General features: G+C 53.6%; 15 protein-coding genes. 7 read left to right on the top strand and 8 right to left on the bottom strand.

Going from position 1 to position 17,294, the window contains the following annotated elements:
* Window positions 1–24: 24 nt before the first annotated feature.
* The 5 genes from RY831_RS14905 to RY831_RS14890 form a co-directional block, all read right to left on the bottom strand.
* Window positions 25–2,016: a methyl-accepting chemotaxis protein gene (locus RY831_RS14905; RefSeq protein WP_437126276.1), complete on the bottom strand. Its 1,992-nt coding sequence runs from the start codon at window positions 2,014–2,016 to the stop codon at window positions 25–27.
* Between the two features lie 360 nt (window positions 2,017–2,376).
* Window positions 2,377–2,655 carry a hypothetical protein gene (locus RY831_RS33410; RefSeq protein WP_437126273.1) on the bottom strand — a complete coding sequence of 93 codons (279 nt, stop codon included), beginning with the start codon at window positions 2,653–2,655 and terminating at the stop codon, window positions 2,377–2,379.
* A 241-nt stretch (window positions 2,656–2,896) separates the two neighbouring features.
* Complete coding sequence (locus tag RY831_RS14900; protein WP_326507156.1) at window positions 2,897–3,394, bottom strand: hypothetical protein; 498 nt, start codon at window positions 3,392–3,394, stop codon at window positions 2,897–2,899.
* A 191-nt stretch (window positions 3,395–3,585) separates the two neighbouring features.
* Window positions 3,586–5,394 carry a phosphoadenosine phosphosulfate sulfotransferase gene (locus RY831_RS14895; RefSeq protein ID WP_326507155.1) on the bottom strand — a complete coding sequence of 603 codons (1,809 nt, stop codon included), beginning with the start codon at window positions 5,392–5,394 and terminating at the stop codon, window positions 3,586–3,588.
* A gap of 248 nt (window positions 5,395–5,642) precedes the next feature.
* Window positions 5,643–6,395, bottom strand: coding sequence for a hypothetical protein (locus RY831_RS14890; protein ID WP_326507154.1), 753 nt, complete (start codon window positions 6,393–6,395; stop codon window positions 5,643–5,645).
* A gap of 296 nt (window positions 6,396–6,691) precedes the next feature.
* Here RY831_RS14890 and RY831_RS14885 point away from each other — a divergent pair, with 296 nt between their 5' ends.
* From RY831_RS14885 to RY831_RS14855, 7 genes are all read left to right on the top strand, one after another.
* The gene (locus RY831_RS14885; RefSeq protein ID WP_326507153.1) at window positions 6,692–8,371 is read left to right on the top strand and encodes a PRTRC system ParB family protein; all 1,680 of its coding nucleotides are present in this window, start codon (window positions 6,692–6,694) and stop codon (window positions 8,369–8,371) included.
* Window positions 8,372–8,429: 58 nt separating this feature from the next.
* Entirely contained in the window at window positions 8,430–8,900 is a 471-nt protein-coding gene (locus tag RY831_RS14880; RefSeq protein ID WP_326507152.1) for a PRTRC system protein E, read from the top strand.
* Between the two features lie 12 nt (window positions 8,901–8,912).
* On the top strand, window positions 8,913–9,122 hold the full coding sequence (locus RY831_RS14875) for a PRTRC system protein C (protein ID WP_326507151.1): 210 nt from the start codon (window positions 8,913–8,915) through the stop codon (window positions 9,120–9,122).
* Between the two features lie 113 nt (window positions 9,123–9,235).
* Entirely contained in the window at window positions 9,236–10,330 is a 1,095-nt protein-coding gene (locus tag RY831_RS14870) for a PRTRC system protein F (protein ID WP_326507150.1), read from the top strand.
* Window positions 10,331–10,561: 231 nt separating this feature from the next.
* Window positions 10,562–11,269 (top strand): PRTRC system protein B, encoded by a 708-nt coding sequence (locus tag RY831_RS14865; protein ID WP_326507149.1) that lies wholly within the window; start codon window positions 10,562–10,564, stop codon window positions 11,267–11,269.
* A gap of 17 nt (window positions 11,270–11,286) precedes the next feature.
* Entirely contained in the window at window positions 11,287–11,886 is a 600-nt protein-coding gene (locus RY831_RS14860; RefSeq protein ID WP_326507148.1) for a PRTRC system protein A, read from the top strand.
* Window positions 11,883–12,683 carry a PRTRC system ThiF family protein gene (locus tag RY831_RS14855; protein ID WP_326507147.1) on the top strand — a complete coding sequence of 267 codons (801 nt, stop codon included), beginning with the start codon at window positions 11,883–11,885 and terminating at the stop codon, window positions 12,681–12,683. Before RY831_RS14860 ends, RY831_RS14855 begins: the two co-directional genes overlap by 4 nt.
* Window positions 12,684–12,830: 147 nt before the next feature.
* Here the strand turns inward: RY831_RS14855 and RY831_RS14850 are convergent, their stop codons facing one another.
* From RY831_RS14850 to RY831_RS14840, 3 genes are all read right to left on the bottom strand, one after another.
* Entirely contained in the window at window positions 12,831–14,147 is a 1,317-nt protein-coding gene (locus RY831_RS14850) for a hypothetical protein (RefSeq protein WP_326507146.1), read from the bottom strand.
* Window positions 14,148–14,430: 283 nt separating this feature from the next.
* Window positions 14,431–15,665 (bottom strand): IS3 family transposase gene (locus tag RY831_RS14845; RefSeq protein ID WP_326507247.1). Its coding sequence is split into 2 segments (ribosomal slippage): window positions 14,431–15,332 and window positions 15,332–15,665, totalling 1,236 coding nucleotides; the frame shifts between segments, so codons are not numbered across the junction.
* A 1,227-nt stretch (window positions 15,666–16,892) separates the two neighbouring features.
* Complete coding sequence (locus RY831_RS14840) at window positions 16,893–17,138, bottom strand: hypothetical protein (protein ID WP_326507145.1); 246 nt, start codon at window positions 17,136–17,138, stop codon at window positions 16,893–16,895.
* Window positions 17,139–17,294: the final 156 nt, after the last annotated feature.

Here is a 17,294-nt window from a genome sequence, read left to right as displayed (position 1 = left end):
GATCATCATGCAAGTAGGGCCTGCTTAGAACTCCTCCCAGCTATCAGCATCAGAAGTCGGCTTTGCCTGCCTTGGAGACGAGACACGCGCCCTGCTCACAGTTAACGGTGCATTACGAGGTGCCGGGATAGTATGGCGTTCCGGAGCTGCTGGAACCAGGAATACTTGAGCCTGAATTCCTTGTGCAACGACGGACTCATCCAGCTTGAACACACCTACGATTCGCTCAAGATTGACTGTCTGATCCTGAAGTGACTTGGCCGCTGCAGCAGCTTCCTCCACCAGGGCGGCATTCTGTTGGGTTACTGTGTCCATCTGGGTGATGGCAAGATTGACTTGCCCTATTCCGTCGCTCTGCTCATTGCTTGCCGTGGCAATCTCGCTCATGATGGATGTTACGCGCTTGACTGAATCGACGATTTCACCCATTGTCATGCCGGCCTCGTCCACCAGCACGCTACCAGCTTCAACCTTGCTCACCGAATCGTCGATGAGTGCTTTGATCTCCTTGGCGGCCGTCGCACTACGTTGCGCCAGGCTTCTCACCTCAGAGGCCACTACAGCGAAGCCGCGGCCCTGCTCTCCTGCGCGGGCCGCTTCCACTGCCGCATTGAGCGCAAGAATATTGGTCTGGAATGCGATGCCGTCGATGACACCGATGATGTCGACAATCTTGCGCGAGCCTTCCCTGATGGAGCCCATCGTTTCTACAACTTGGCTAACCACATTGCCACCCTTGACGGCTTGATCGGATGCAGCAATCGCCAGTTGATTCGACTGTGCGGCACTTTCGGCATTCTGTTTCACCGTGGAGGTAAGTTCCTCCATCGCAGAGGCTGTCTCTTGAAGACTGGAGGCCTGCATCTCCGTGCGGGATGACAGATCGAGGTTGCCGGTGGCGATCTCCCGCGTTGCAGCCGCAATCGTGACGGTACTTGCCTTCACATCTCCGATTGTACGGTTGAGCGAAGTGACGAATCGATTAAAGGCAGTTGCGAGTTTGCCCACCTCATCTTCGGTTTCGACGGGCATGCGCCGTGTCAGATCGCCATTTCCGTCAGCGATTTCGCCGAGCATTTTCGCGGCTCGCGCCACTGGCGCCGCGATCGCACGGCTAATCATGAAAATCACCAGCAAGCCAATGCCGCCGCCGATGACGGCGCCGACCAGAGCCGAAATGAGAGCGGACTGGGCTACATTGCCCAGAACCTCTGCCTCTGGCACTTCAGCCACGACATAGGCATTCAACTCGGGCACAAATGAGGCCGCAACCATCTGCTTGCCGAGTTCTGAATCGTAAGTGGCATTGACGAACTTCTGACCACTCAGCAGCTTCGCGCTCAGTCCTGCATCAAAGCCCTGGGCGTCTTTGAGGTACTTCTTGCCGTTGACTAGCGACGCGTCACGATGGATTAGATAACTTCCGTCCGCACGGAGCAGATAAACGTATCCCGACTCGCCCACACGGTAGGAACGAATGGTAGTCGCCAATGCATCCACGGAAAGGCCCAGTCCAGTGACGACCTGCTTGTCAGCTGCAGCTTCTCCGCGCATGTTTATGAACAGCATATACTTGTCAGCGCCAGCATCCTTGTCGATATCAAGCGTGTACGGCTTGTTGCTCGATAGGAAGGAGTACAACCACTGGTCCCCTGCGGCCTGCTTGTCCAGCGTGCGGTTTAGCCCCGACTCAGTGAAATATTTGCCGGTCGAAGCTGACACCCAGAAAACCGATGCCGCTCCTGTCTTTTCTTTCAGATTCTTCGCATACTTTTGCCACGCGGCGGCGCCCTCTTCAGGCAGTCCACCAGCTTCCCAGTCAAGCAGATAAGTGTTGTTCGCAATGGATCGGGAAATCGCGAGCGGGTCGCTAATCTGGCGAAGGATGTCGTTTCGGATTTCACCGACGACGGCGGGCAGCTCGGTAGCAACAACGCGCTCTTTGATGCCGTTAGCGGTAAGCATCACGCTCAATGTGGATGAGACTGCCATAAAAAGCAAAAGGCAGAACCCCATGCTCAACAACAGCTTTTGTTTGATCGACAACTTCCATACCAGCTTCAAGATTGACTCCGTGCGTGTGAGACAAGGACAAACAAGGCCGACGCATTGCGAAGCGCCAGCACAAGCGATTATGGTTCTTATGGGAGACTACACGGGAGATATTGACAAATGGAAAGGATGTCCAAAAGTGCTGCGTGGGAATTACAGGTATATGCGAACGCTTATATTCAAGAGGCGCACCATTGCGGTGCGCTTATATCAGGCGGTGTCTCAGATTGGTGAGTGGCAGGATGTTGACTGACCAGGCAACAGGTAGGAAATGCGGAACCGCCGCAAGGTGCGTTGCGCGGTATCGTGTTTAGTAGGAGCAGGTTAGTAACGGTACGGGTTCCGGGGCCGCCGGTCATACCGATTAGGCACACCATCGCGGTCAAAATCTCGACGGCCATGGTACCCACGCGAAGGACCATGGTAATGGCCATACGGGTACGGTGCGCGATAAACCGGCCCATAGGAGTATGGGTAGGGATGGCGATAGACCGGCTCAGACATAACGGTTCCAGAAATGTGGACCGACGGTTCTCCGACGGGGACCGCAACACAACCTGCCAAGCCGAGACATGCAACTGACAGAACAAGAAGAGATTTCATAGTTTCCTTAGAAGACGTAATAAGTGCAGCATGACATGAATAGTCTTAATGTAGGTGCAAGCCTCTTCTGAGCCAAGTTCAACTTGGTTACAAGTTGTATGTATCGCAATGTATAACGCACTTGACCGTCTAGGCCGGCTACCTCGGCATGGTGGTAGACCATCAAGCAGTAATCGACGCCCGTTCGCAAGAATAAATACCCCGCTCACGAGGAGCGGGGTATAAACCGAAATTCGCGCATTCAATGAAGCGCATCTGGTTGAAAAGTGACCAGCACCAGCGAAAGTTGGTCACGTGCTGCCAGTTTTCCCCATTGCTGCTCTGTTATCTGCCGCACTCGAAATAGCGTAGGCAGTACGGCGTTGTCCCATACTTCGGTGATCAAGTCCACCTTCGTCGAAAAGAAGCCGAGGTAGTTGTGCTGACCCTCTGTATGGGAGATCTCCAGCTGGCCGGGTAACAACGCATACCAACCTAAACCTGCGCCAGCCTCACGGATCCGGTAGCCGGCGAGCCAAACCAGCATTTCGCGATGCGTCTCAGGCGAGCCGTTGTTAGGCAACACCGGCAGTTCATAGAAATGCCAGTCACCTAACTCGGGGCTGTAAAGTACGCTCTGATCGGGTAACACCTGAGTGACATTGATATCGGTTCCGGGCGCCAGATATCGGGATTGCTCGGCTTCCAAGGTCATGAATGGCTGCACCAATTTGTAGCTGCCAGTTTTTTCAATACGCATAATTCCCTCCATGAGTGGTTAGTCCTCGTGAAAGGGAAATGAGGCACATGCGAATGGATATCGCTATCCATACTCAGCGGAAAACGACAGGCGTAAAAAAGCCCGGCGATGAGACCGGGCTTGGGAGGTAGTACGTTTAATTCGGCAGGTAGTTATGCCGGTTCGAGCGACGCTCCTGATCCTATCGCCAATCAAGCCGCAATCAAGTTGTCTTCCTCAAGGAAGGAAAGCTGAGCAGAATCCGTGGTCGCCTTGTGGGCCCACGCCTTGCGGGCTTCGTCTGGCAACTGGTTGAAGCTGATCGACCGTTTGAGCAGCGCATCGATGTCGTACTCTAGCGTAAGGCCATGCCGGTCCTTGAAGGCTGTCCGCCTCAAGAACTCATCATGCTCTGACACTTGACCATGACTGAGCTGCAAGGCACCGTACTGCAGATACCATTTATAGGCTGCCGTGATCCCACCAGGCCACCATTTTCGCTCCGCTTGCTTGATGAGGTTTTCGGACTCGAACTCGAAGATCATGAAAGCTGACTCCGGATCGACGGTAAAGGACTGGTTCGTAGGTATGTCCCAAACCGCATGGCCATTCTTGAGTTCACGAATCTCCGGCATGCATCCACTGCCCTCAGTCAGCGCCTCGAACAGCGGATCGCGCAAGCCGTTCCATCCAGCGTGCTCGTCCGTTGTATCCCACTCTTTTCCAACATAAAGGTACTTTGCATCAGGGATAGGAGACGGGGGAACAGCCGGCACCTCAGGGATGTCGTACCGCACGCCACGGAAGTGGATATCGCGATAGTCCGCCCATATTGCGAACGGCGTACATATGCCATTGAGACTTTGAAGTGCGTCTACCGTAATCATCATCTCAAGCGGCAATAGGGTGAACTTCCTCGGCTCACGTGCGGCCTTGGACCGAACGTACTCATCAAAGTCTAGCTGTAGCATGTAGCGGGTCAGCTCACGCACCATCCTTGGGTGATAAGTATCAGGTTGCACGGTGATGTAGCCTTCTCGAATCGTTCGGCCTACCCAGTGCCGCCGCGACCAGTCATACTGTGTATTGCGAAGGAACTTGTTGAAGCGAATAAGTCCCCGCGCGTAAGCATAGTCATCGGAATACTCCACCATCTGCTGCAGGGATTTGTCCTCGCTTCGCAAACAGGTATGGCAACCTGTCCTGGTGCCGCAGCCGCCGGTACGCTTCTTCTGGCCGCCTTCCCTAAGCGCATCTGCCACGATGACGCAGGATGTGCCAGATGAATGGCTATAGATGCGCTTCATCTCCTCAAAGTCGGAATAGCTGTCGATCAAACCTGACGAGGCATACCCTATATACGTCCAGACATCCTCATCCGACCACCAGCAGATGGGCGACAATACCCATTCCTTGTCCTTGTTTTGCACGGGTTCCTCTGCGCGCTCCGATCGTGCCTGCATCTTAGCCGCACGAATAGTGCTTTCGAGGTATCTTGTACCGAGACACGTGACCGCAGGCGGCAGCCCGTTGTTCTTGATCTCCCTGAAGAACTTTCCTCGGAAACTTCTTTGTCCCTGTATCTTCAGGTCGCCTGTGCAATCTGACGAGCTTCCAGCGAAGGAAGGCAGACCTCGCCCACTTAACGTCTTCACCTGGAAAGTGGACAGCAGATGCGGATACACAATCTTCGTTGTCAGGTCGATGCCATGCTTTTTCGCATAGACTTCCATCTTGTGTAGCTCCTTCCTGACGTTAGCAGCTACCTCCGGATTTTCGACCAATGTGTCCGAGCTGGTCACAAGTACTACGGCATGCCCGCCGTTTGCGACATATTTCTTGGCGGCCGAAAGTACCAAGTTAGCCACCGTCGAGCTGTCTTTTCCCGAACTGAACGCCACCAGCACGGGCACGTTGTTGGCAAAGAGGCGGAAGATCGACTGCTCTGCCATAGCGATAAGGTCTTCCAGAGGCAGTCCGATATCTTCAGAGCGGAAAAGCTCCAATGTTTTCACGTCCATGTTTTCACCATTCTAGAAATCCGGTCGCTGCGATCGCGATCCGGCGTTGTGAGGGGTCAGACGGGCGAGTGCCTGTCCGATGAGTCGATTTGGGTCCGGGAAGCCGGGATACCCTGATGTGTACGAGATGGCTAACATGGGGCGCGAAGGACGCCAGTTGCCACAGAGGGGCCAGAAAAGGAAAAGGCTCCCCTCAATGAGGAAAGCCTTTGTATGACCGATCAAACGGAAGGATCGGGGGAGTTGGATCAGATAGCGGTCGGCGGCACTGGTGTTACTGGATGCAGGTCCTTATGCGTCTCCATGTCAGCACTGAGGACATACATCGGCAGTATGGATCCAGCAAGGGATGCCTCATAAAAGACGCCGCTTAGCCATGCCAGACGCCGCATGCAATGGTCGCTGCCATATTTCATGTCGCATGAGTGAAAACCGATACTGAGCGCTTTGCGCAGTACATCCTTGATCCGGTCATCACACTCTTCTATTTCAACGAGTTTGGGATCGAATTCTGGGTGACCACTACCGTCGCTTGCGTTTCTTGACCGGGCGATAATCTCGTCGCCCTCCACATACCGCAGGACCGCCTCATTACTGTCATAGCGAAATGCCGAAAGGATTATGTCGGCAGTGCGGGACACATCAGTCTGACCAGAATACATATAGGCCGCTGTCTGCTGGGAGATGCCGAGTGGACGCTTTCCGCTGTGCAGTTCGATGAAGTTTAGTGTCTCGGTAATGAAACGGGATGGGAAGGGTTCAAGGCTATCAGCATTGTTACGGTGGTACTCCGCAGCGCGGGAGTGCCGCGGTCCGTTGCGACCGTCTTCGTAGCTCACTTCAGCCCTGACATTGGGCACGAAAACGGACACCGCTACATAGATTCCGTTGACGATCGCAGTGAAGGTGTTTGTCGTACCCCGGCGCTGGAGGATAACAGCGCCATCAGCGAGCAGCACACCGGGAGTGTTGTTCTGTGCAAGGACATCAATTTTTTGCATTTTTATTATTCCTGAGAGGGTTAGTGGCATCACGCATTGCGAGCGGGATGTTGGGAATGCCCGGACTAAAGGGTTCTTGACCGTGCCTCTGGTGATGCCCAACAGGCTCTTGCAATCACCACCTGTACGTCCTCTGCGCGAGTGTCCTTACGTCCTCATGTTGCCCATTACGGAATGCGAGGTTTAGAAGTGGCCTTGCCATTTATGCAACCTCAAGTTACCAATCCATCAACCACTCTCCGGCGCCAGCGCTTCACATCCGCACTGGCCTTTAGTGATCACTCAAGGAAATCAACATGAATCAACCGACATTAGCTCTTAGCCTTATCGTCAAGGGCCGCAATCCGCGCGGACACATGGATGTAGCTGAAATGCAGGAGTTGACATCGTCTATACGTGTCAAGGGCGTGTTACAGCCGGTTCTGGTTCGTCCTCTTGAAAATGGAACCTTCCGGCTCATCGCCGGCGGCCGCCGTTTTCAAGCGGCACGGGAGGCGTTCGGCGACGACTACCAAATTCCGGTTCATATCAGGGAGATGACCGACGCTGAAGAAGACGAACTGGCGCTCATCGAGAATGTGCAGCGCGCCCAGATGTCACCCACTGAGGAAGCCGACGCTGCAGCACGCGTACTCGGCTCATGCGGTGGCGATCATGACGAGGCGGCCCGCCGCCTTGGTTGGTCCAAAACCACGCTGATCAAGCGTCTCGCGCTCACAAACTGTTCCGATGCTGTAAAGCAGGCCTTGAACGAGCGGAAGATCCAACTTGGCCATGCCGAGTTGCTTGCCGCAACGGAAAAGGCTAAGCAGGACAAAGCCATTGAGATGATCATCAAAAATGGCATTTCGGTTGCTGACCTCAAGCAGACCCTGAATCAGATCTCCAAGAACATGGCCTCTGCCATCTTCGACAAGACTGATTGCACCGGATGTCCTCACAACTCGGACAACCAGGCGGCGCTCTTCAGCGAGGCGGTCAACACAGGCGCATGCACCAACGGCACCTGTTATGACCAGAAGACCGAAGCGGAGCTGGAAAAGCGTCGCGACGGATTGAAGGACGAGTTTCAGAAGGTAGAAATTGTTCGCCCCGGCGACAAGTACACCATCGTGAAGATTCGACCCGACGGCGACAGAGGTGTAGGCGAGGAACAGGCACAGGCCTGCCGCGGCTGCGCCAAATTCGGAGCTGCGGTCTCGGCCATTCCCGATGCCATGGGAGCCGTGTACAAAAACCATTGCTTCGATGTCGCTTGCCATAACGTCAAGGTGGCAGATCGCATAAAGGCAGAGAAAGCGGCTCAAGCACCAGCTCCCGCTACCACGGCGAATGCATCTTCCAAACCGGCATCAGGCACCCCTGCTACCAGTACGACGCAAACAACGGCTAAGCCGACCACCAGTATCCAGGATTCAACGCGAATCAAGGAATACAGGGTCAAGGTATGGCGCACCGCCACCAAGAAGGTCTTGCTCGCACAGCCAGAACAGAACCATATCGTTCTTCTGGCGCTGGCTGCCGCCGGAGAAATCTCCTGCGTCAGCAGCAGCAAAGTTGGTGAGGGCGTCGGCAAGCTAGCCAATCTCACGACAACCAGCTTCATGGGCGGTTTCATGAACAAGGCGTTGGATGCAATCGCCGGCCTCGAACAGGACAAGCGGGATTTCCTGACACTCGGGGCCACAGCCTCTGCGATGGAATCCATTGTGGAGTGCCGTCTGATCGACATCATGAAGTTCCTGAAAATCGACCTCCAGAACCACTGGAAGCTCTGTACCGAGTTCCTCGACCTGCTGACCAAGACCGAGATCGAAGTCCTCTGCGAGGAAATAGGCCTCAAGAAGAAACTCGGTGACAAGTTCTCCAAGGTGATGGGTCAGAAAAAAGACGAAATCATCAAGAGTCTCCTCAACGTGCCTGGCTTTACGTATGAAGGCGTCGTGCCCCGTTCCATGCGGTTCGACAAAGCCTGATCGTCCGTCCCCTTACCCACACAACATAACCACGTGCAACCGCACTGAAGGAAAACCAATGACTACATTTGCATCTCTCATGCCTTTGCTGACGCAAAGCCAAGCTGTAACCGTAATCCTCTCTGCTAACGGCGACCAGGTCACCGCAACAGTGATGCCCAAGCCTAAGGCCGATCGCGATAACGTTCTGTCCCAGCCTCTCCAATTGACCGGAACAGCGGCTGAACTCGATGAGGGTTTTGCGACAGCAGTAACAAGCTGGTCGGGAAAACGCCTATCGTTGGTTGAGCAGGTCGAAGCAGCCAATGCGATTCTGGATGCAAACAAATCCTCAATAGCAAACAAGGCTGCAGGTGGAAAGAAGATACCGGCTACCAAGCCACCTCTTCCAGCATCGAACCAAAGCACTTCCACCGATGACGACGACGAAGGCGCCGACTCAGGCTCCGGCTCTGAACCATCGCCTTCGGACAGCGGCAACACTGTCAACAACAGCGGTAACGCTGCCCTGGCTGATCTTTTCCAATAAGGAGGCAATAACATGGCACTACAGACTACCGCTGCATTACGCAGTTTTAGCTACAACGGAGCAGAGCTGCCTGATCCCAATCCTTCCCTCTCATTGGAGGAAGTCAAGGGCATCTTCAGTGCTGCTTATCCGGAGCTGACCAACGCAACCATCGACGGTCCAAACGTCAAAGGCGATCGCCTGCAGTACACATTCGTGCGTACCGCAGGAGCGAAGGGATAAATCAACATGCCAAACATCGACCAGTGGGTCAGCGACCAGCTTGACAAACCCGGTGATGGCAAAGAGGGGCTCGCAAAGCCCCTCTTTTCTTTTGACCACAAGGAAATGGCAACATGTTCAAAGGCTACGAGAGCGATTTTCACTCACAAATCCGGGGAGTTTCTCCAACCCAATCAACAGAATCTTCCACCCTTCTTCTAGCACTGCCGACCATTGACGGATCGGTTCCGGCAAGTTACGTCCAGTCTGCTCACCCATCCATCGCCCTGCTCGCAAGGTACCTTGGCCGCCTCGGTTTGGTTAGGGATGATGACATCACTCCTATGCAATCCATCGACGGACTGATCTCCAAAGTATTCTCGCGCGAGCTTTCTGCTGCGATGGGAGACTTCCTAACCGTCGAGTTCGAAATATGCGTAGCTGACGGCGCCGTTGAAGAATATGCGGCCGTCTGCGATGAACATCGTGGTCCGTCCGAACTGACTCGCTTCAAATTCGGAATCGAGTCCGGTGGCGTGCCTACGATCCATGTCGGCAAGGTCCTGGAACGGCTTGAAGCAATCGCAGAGGGCCTTGGAGAGACGGTGTACGCTGTACTGGTCAATGCCGGATGGGGGAGCATGAATCTGTTCACCTTCGACCATGTGTTCACCCAACTCGAATGGCTTTATCGCTTCGACGAACGCAGAATGGAAAAAGAGGACAATCCAGACGATGTACCTGGCTCTGACGGTGACGAGTATGAAGGTTTGCCAACAGAGGAGGAGCTGCTTGAAGGCGTCCCCAAATGGGCAGTGAACTCTCAACTGCGCTACACCCCTGAGCAGCTTCAAAGCATCATTGATGAACCTTCCACTCCAGATTGGGCTAAAGGCATCCTTTCAAATTGCATTGGTATCGCAAGTGATTTCAAGGCAGGAAAGTATGCGCTGGGTAAGATGGAATACGGCGACGAGCATCCTGTGTACACCATGGCTTATGTCCGGTTTCATGAGAACGACCGACTCCAACAGGCTATGGACGATTACATAGAAATGGCCAATAACTGCTCTGACAACTACACGACAATGTCTCACTTGGAGATCGTTCAATTGACTTCAGAGAGCGATTTCAGAGGCTGGTGGGACAAAATGCTAGCGGGTTTCAAACTCGCCGGCGCCATCGATTCGCTGCTGTACCTACTTTCCGATGAAAGGGACTATGCCTGAGGATAGATCGACTTCCGACGGCATTCCAAAACTTTGCTCCAACCCCAAAGCCCTCTGATTCCTCAGAGGGCTTTTTCTTTTTCACGTGGGGATATGTAGTCTGGCCATGGCTCTGAGCCCCCTCGCCGCGCACTCCGCTTTCTTATCCGTTCACGTTTTTCATCACAACCGTACACAGACAAAGCCGCAGACCGGCGTCGAAATCTTGTCAACCATTCAATAGAGGAAGCCATGAACGTATCGGTTCACCAAACAAACCCATCTTACAAAGCTCAAGCCGCACTTCTTTTGTACGGTTCCAATCCCGGACAGATAGACCTCGTCACGGTCAATCCTGTCGTGTTGAGCGAACGCGGCCTTGTCATCAAGGAAGGCCATCCCGCCACAAAGCAGGGAATTCTGGAGATGCTGGGAGACCTGTCCGAAAGAGTCCGGGTAGCACCTCGACTCTTTGGGGAGAATATCCTTGCTTCCTCCGACGATTTCTTGATGTGGTGGGAGCCAGCCGCCAGAAGGCACGTGGCCTTCAACTGCACGGAACTCGGAAAGCGTGCAGCTGAGACACCGCAGCCGCCATTGCTCTTTGCGGTGGCCCGTAGCACTTGGTACGTCTTTGCGCTACCCGAGAACGCCCGTCCTGAGAGCAATACAAAACTGCTGAAAGCCCCCTACTTTAATGTTTGGGGTGGCGGCAACATCTGTGCAGGAACGACGAAAATCCCTACGAAGAACAAAAGTCATTCTCCTGCCGCATGGACGGAAGCCTTCTTTAGCTCGGCCTTTACCCATCCCAACCAGTACGGCCAGGACGCTCTCGTGAAATACGAACACGGATGCTACGCATTCTGGCGTGACATGCTCGATCAGAAATTCGCCACGTTCCCCACCGAGGTCCTTGTACCTGAGGAGAGAACAGTCGCGAGCCTTCTTAAACTCTAACTAGATTGGACACCACAATGCTTCATCCTATCGATATTGCACTTCAAACCGCTGTACCAACCATCATGGTTCCTCTTCACGGCGAATTTACAGAATTAGCCAACCATGGACATCGCTTCCTTGCCTCGTCTAACGGCCTCTGGCTGGAAGCACGGCGAGCCTGGCTCTACCTTCGCTGGCCGCTGGTTCAACAGAGCGCGGTCGCAATGCCCTATGGGACCGTTCAGAAGGCAATCCAGATCGCACGAGCACCACGCGAACTGGTGTCCGAGTTCATCAGCCATGCACGGGACGTCTGTCCGCTGGAATGTGCTGCATGGATCGTATGGAATGCCGAAACGGATACGTGGAAGCTGGTTCCAATTACACCAACGACCGCTACACCGCAGTCCGTGAGCTTCCAACGTCCGCGGCTTGGAGACAACGAACATCTCGTCGTGGATCTCCACAGTCATGGTCGAATCAATGCGTTCTTTTCGCAAGAGGACGATACCGATGACCGCGGCGAATACAAGGTTGCCGGTGTGTTCGGGTGTCTTGACGGCGAGTTGGAGGCAAGATTCCGGCTTTGCGCGAACGGCCTCTTCATTGACCTCGGTAATAAATGGGAGCAATGATGGACGTTCACTTCATTCATCCGCAACTTCTCACGCAACAGGTCAAGGTCCATGTCATTGGCGCCGGCGGCACAGGTTCCCAAATGGTCAATAACTTGGCGCGTTTGCACCTGGCGCTACTCGCATTGGGTCATCCGAGCGGGTTGCATGTAACACTTTGGGACGATGATGTTGTCAGTGAGGCCAACGTTGGACGGCAAGCGTTCTATCCATGCGACATAGGGCAGCACAAAGCACCAACGCTGATCCACAGAATCAACATTGCGTTCGGCCTGCAGTGGAAAAGCGAGGTAATCAGGGTTAAGGCAACTAGCGACCTGAAAAGCCATCTGGTGATCGGCTGTGTTGACAACCGACAGGCCCGGGCCGCCATTTTGGCGGGAGCTAGGGAAAGCAAGGTCAACTACTGGCTCGACTGCGGTAACCGACTGTCTGATTCTCAAGTCATCCTGGGCGAGGTTGACCCTACGATACCGCAGAAACGGAAGACGGTACGTCTGCCACATGCAGCGGATCTCCTGCCGGAACTGATCAATCCAAAGCTCGATGAAAAGGATGATGTGCCAAGCTGCAGTCTGGCCGACGCACTCGAAAAGCAGTCCCTTTTCATCAACAGCAGCGTGGCGCTCTATGCATGCAATCTCCTCTCAGAGCTATTCCGTCATGGCCAGATTACCTACCATGGTGGCTTCATCAACCTGAAATCAGGTCGGACATCGCCGTTGCAGATCGGCGAAGAAACCTGGAAACGCTTCGGATACGCTCCCAAAAGACGTATCCGTCCAAAGAAGAAATAAGTGCAGTTCGACCCTCTATAGCATCGCTATAGAGGGTTTTTGTTTTCGTCGAGGCTAAGAAGATCTACGAATCATTCAAACCCGTCCTCCACCTTCTCAGCATTGATACAGAATGGTGGATGGCCTTATAGAGTGAACGGGGAGTCCTTAACCAGTACAAAGGATCGGCCGATTTGGGACAAGGCGAACACTCTCCCTTCGTTGGGGCGTTACATCCCAGAACACCACTGCAGTCAACTGAGGATTTGCGGCTCCGAACCACCATTCACGGGGCGCTAGCGTATCCCTCATAGTTGCGGTCCAGGTCATACGATTGCTTCCTTGCGAAGGTGGGTCGACTTTAACCTCCCAGCGAGCACCACTGAGCCCTATTCCAAGTCCACCGCCACTTAGATTACCGCTCCCGTCCGCCTTAATAGAGCCGATATCTACCGCAACTGCATCTGGATCAACAACACCAGTCACCTCACCTGATGCGGTCACCTCAACGATACCAGTGGGGGCAGTACGCCCTAAATCGAATGAGTGGCTTTGCGTTGCATGATCTCTAAAAGTACATGTCACAGAGTTGACGGTCAGGATAGGACGGCTCGCTGGTGGTGCCGGAGGTGCTGTACCGCAATTCTCAGGAAACGTCCTAGCAATATTCGGTGGTAGGTCAATCTGAAGGCTGATCTCCTTTTCTAGAAAAGCTTTCATATTGAAAAGGCTTCTCAACAGAAGATCCGCGCCAGCAGCGTAAGCCGGACTCCCACTGATCTTGACACACAGTGGCTGTAGATCAACACCCACATCGAACTTACCGCCAAACGAAACAAATACCCCTTCCGATCCCACTATTGTTTCGTCATCACCTAATATCCATTGGAGACCAAACCGCGGCCGAGTACTCTGCACAAGTGTTGGACCGCCTTTAAGACCAATGAATGCATCCTCAAACCGCACAGATGGAGTCAAATTCTCAACCTGCGCGAAGAGAAATTGAAACGCTCCCGTAGGTGACTTGATTCCGTCTTTATAAGGGAGTGTGCCGTTGAACCCAACCTCTTGTCCAAAGATAGGTAAATTCACGTCGAGTGCAATTGGGAAGTCTAATCGCACTAATCCTAAGGTGTACCAAATTGGTGCCGCAACCCTGGCAATCGGAATCGGCTTCCGTATTAGCGGACTCCCAACGCCGCGGACGTTGGAATTACTGTTCGCGGCCGCAAGTGATACGCCTCCTGTCATATTGAATTCCGTTGAGGAGTTTCCGACATTGGTTCCACGAGCAAAATTAATATTGCTCATCTTCAGATCTGTTATACCTACCGTGCCTTGAAAACTAATCCCCTCGATTGGCGTATTCAGGGAGAAGCGGCAACTTACACCTGTGAGGTTTCTTGGGATAAATGTCCCAGTGAATCCGCATTCTGATCCAAGCCTCATCTCGGTGCGGGCAAGTGTTCTTGGTAGACCATTCATTGGGGTACTCGCAAGTCGGGGGGGCTCAACACTTGCGGCTAATGAAATTGCAGGATCCTTCTCAACTAAAGTCCGGGTAGCATCCAAATGATTTAGTGAAACGGTACCACTTACGCGAAGATCAAGTAGTACCTCTCCACTTTCTGCCGGCCGAACTGTTACTAATGTTCTGCCCGTCGCTTGCGGTGTTACAGTCACCGCCGCCCACGGCTCGTCACGGTAAGTAAAGACCGTACCATTTAATAGTTCTTGGTCTCGCCCCTGTATTTCCGGACCGTCGGTATTAGTTAGCTAAGGCCTGTCTCTTCTCCCTGAACAAGCGAGGAGACAGGTACTTCAAGGCACTGTGCGGATGCTTCGTATTGTAGTGCTCAAACCAGTTTCCCAATTGCTGCATCACTGTGCTGGCATCCGGACGTAGCGCAAGACTGGCGTAGTCACGCTTGATGGTCTTCACCAGCGACTCCGACATACCATTGCTTTGCGGGCTTCGTACCGGCGTGGTAACGGGCTTCAGGCCCAGCATGCGCGCAAACGACCGGGTTTCTGCAGCCGTATAGCAGGAACCATTATCGGACAGCCACTCAATCTCGGTCGGTGCAGTTCTGCTGGCGCCAAATCGATACTCCACCGCTTGCATCATCAAATCACCTACCATGCTGGCATCGATGCCTTTGGTCGTGGCCACCCAACTCATGACTTCACGGTCACAGCAGTCCAGTGCAAACGCCACGCGTACCCGTTCGCCGTTGTCACAGCCGATTTCGAAGCCGTCGGAGCACCATCGGGTATTGCTGGCGTCAACAGCTATCCTGCCATCATGCCGGCGCGTGTCAATCGGCCGTTGCCCATGTCGATACAGCAGCAAACCATGGTCACGCATGACTCGGTAGACTGTCTTGTGATTCGGTGTCGGCCTGCTCGCATCGACCGGTTGATGCCTCAAGACGCCCCATACACGTCGGTAGCCATAGGTGCCGAGGTCACGAACCACCTGACGGATATCTTCCAGTAGAGCAGAGTCGTCCTTGCTGTGTCGTGCTGTTCTGCGGTCTACCCAGTCGGCAGGCCGGTCCAGTAATGCCGCAATATGGCTGCGCGCCACGCCAAGAGAGGCGCATACCAGTCTCACTGGTCGTCCCCGGGCAATAACGGCGAGCGCGCAATCCACTTTTTTGCTTTGGCGTAGTCCACGGCTTCCTTGAGGATATCGTTCTCCAGCGTTTTGCGACCGAGTGCGGCTTCCAGTTGCTTGATCCGCTTCATGGCCTCCTGCAGCTCAGAAGCTGGCACCACCGGTTCGTTGGCACCTACCGCCACCAAAGAGCCCTCGGTATAGGCTTTACGCCACTGGAACAGCTGGCTAGCTGTTATGCCAGCTTGCCTGGCTACCAGGGAAACTGACATGCCCGGTTCCATCGTCTTCCTGACCCATTCCAGCTTCTCTTGCGGCGTCCAGCGTCTACGCCGCTGAACCCCGGTAATGACTTCCACTTCGCTCTTTCTTCCCAGAGGCATAGGCAAATCCATAGGTGTATTCCTGGTCGTTATTGTAAGGAATACCGCTGGTCCGGGAATCTACGGGGCTACTTCAGTTCTACCGGCGCCGCCGCGAAGTCCATCAGCGAATCGCTAAGATACGTAACGTCAGCCGTATCGCTGATTAGAAGAACGCCTGGCTTGAACACTTTTACAACGGTTAGGCCATTGTCGGACGTGGAAACATCCATCCCACTCGGCGGAACAACAATAGTACTCCAGGGAGCATTGCTAAAGGCAGTCGGATTTCCCGGAATTACTGATCCAGGCGCGGCTGCTGAAGAGTTAGACCCAACTGGCGTAGTACTTTCCGCCCCAACTTGCCGCAACGAATCCTCTCGTCCACCGTCATTACACCCTGATAAACCTATGAGAAGTAGGAAAGAAGCTAACGCTAACGTAGAGCGGCAAGATCGTCTAGGCACATGGAGAAACATATAAGCCTCCAAAGTGTGGCATTGAAGGTTTCGCTAACTGATAACAAGCGTCAGTTCATCTGGGCATCGCGCTAGTGGTGCAATACACCGGTGACAACAATGATCGTAGTGCTGAAGACATCAGCCTCTACGCACTTAACTTCCTTTGTGTTTGAAAGTGCATTGGCCAAGGAGTTAAGCGGTAGGCAGCAGAATTCTGTATGTAGCGTCATTCGCCTTGCCACCTTTAACGAACGCATCGTCTTGGAAGCCCAATCCACTACCCTGCATAAGCCAATCTCACGGCTAGCAAAGGGACGGATAGAGGGTATATTTGCCGGCAACGTAAGCATAACTTCTTCTCCACACCATCGCACGGATATAGCTGCGCTGTCATTGAGTGTGTACCCTTTTAGGTTGAAATGTAATTGCCCGTTACTCCGTTCGCCCATGCGTTTGACTTGGCTCAAACTGCGTGCCCGACCTGCACAAATGAAGTTGTTGCATGCTAGTGGCGTAACTACAATCACCACCTCAGATTACATTACAAAGGCCCGCAAATCCTTACGTGACGCCGTGCGGCTCCTTATGTCACGGAGGCATTAGCAGCCGGATTGAGGTCCTCCTACCGCCATGACTAACAAGCCTACCGAGTGCCTACATCTACCTGCCACTCTGATGCGTTTGATACGATGCTTCAATGCATCGTAGTACCAGCCATAGAATCTCCCATACCGATCTACCTAGTCTTGTCGCTGGCGCATAATGCGCCACGCCTAGTCCATGTACTTTACGCTTGCATCACGTCTGGATCGGCGAAGTACCAAGCGGGCGTATGCATACCTGCCGCCCTGCCGAAGGTGAGATTCATAATCAGAGACGTAACATGTTGTGTTGGTTTAATACCCAGATTTGCCATCATCGGATTGGCCAGGACAATCCGAATATGACATTGGCTGTTGCGGACGAAACCGCCAAACGAAGCTGCCAACGCCGGACGTTCCATTGGTCCGGCCGCCAAAATGTCCAGTAACATTCCTCGCACAGCTCCCTGAAACTCAACCGTCTCGAACCCGGACCTGAAGTATCGTTTCCATTCCCGATCATGCATAGAACGTCCCCGATGCAAAGAGAACTACTAGGGTAGCGTTGTTCACGCATATATGCTTGAGCAACCGCACGCAGTGCGCCA

This window comes from Noviherbaspirillum album (genome assembly GCF_035916955.1).
Lineage (GTDB): Bacteria > Pseudomonadota > Gammaproteobacteria > Burkholderiales > Burkholderiaceae_D > Noviherbaspirillum > Noviherbaspirillum album.
The sequence above is the reverse complement of the archived record's forward strand: the minus strand, read 5'-3'. Positions and strand labels throughout refer to the sequence as shown.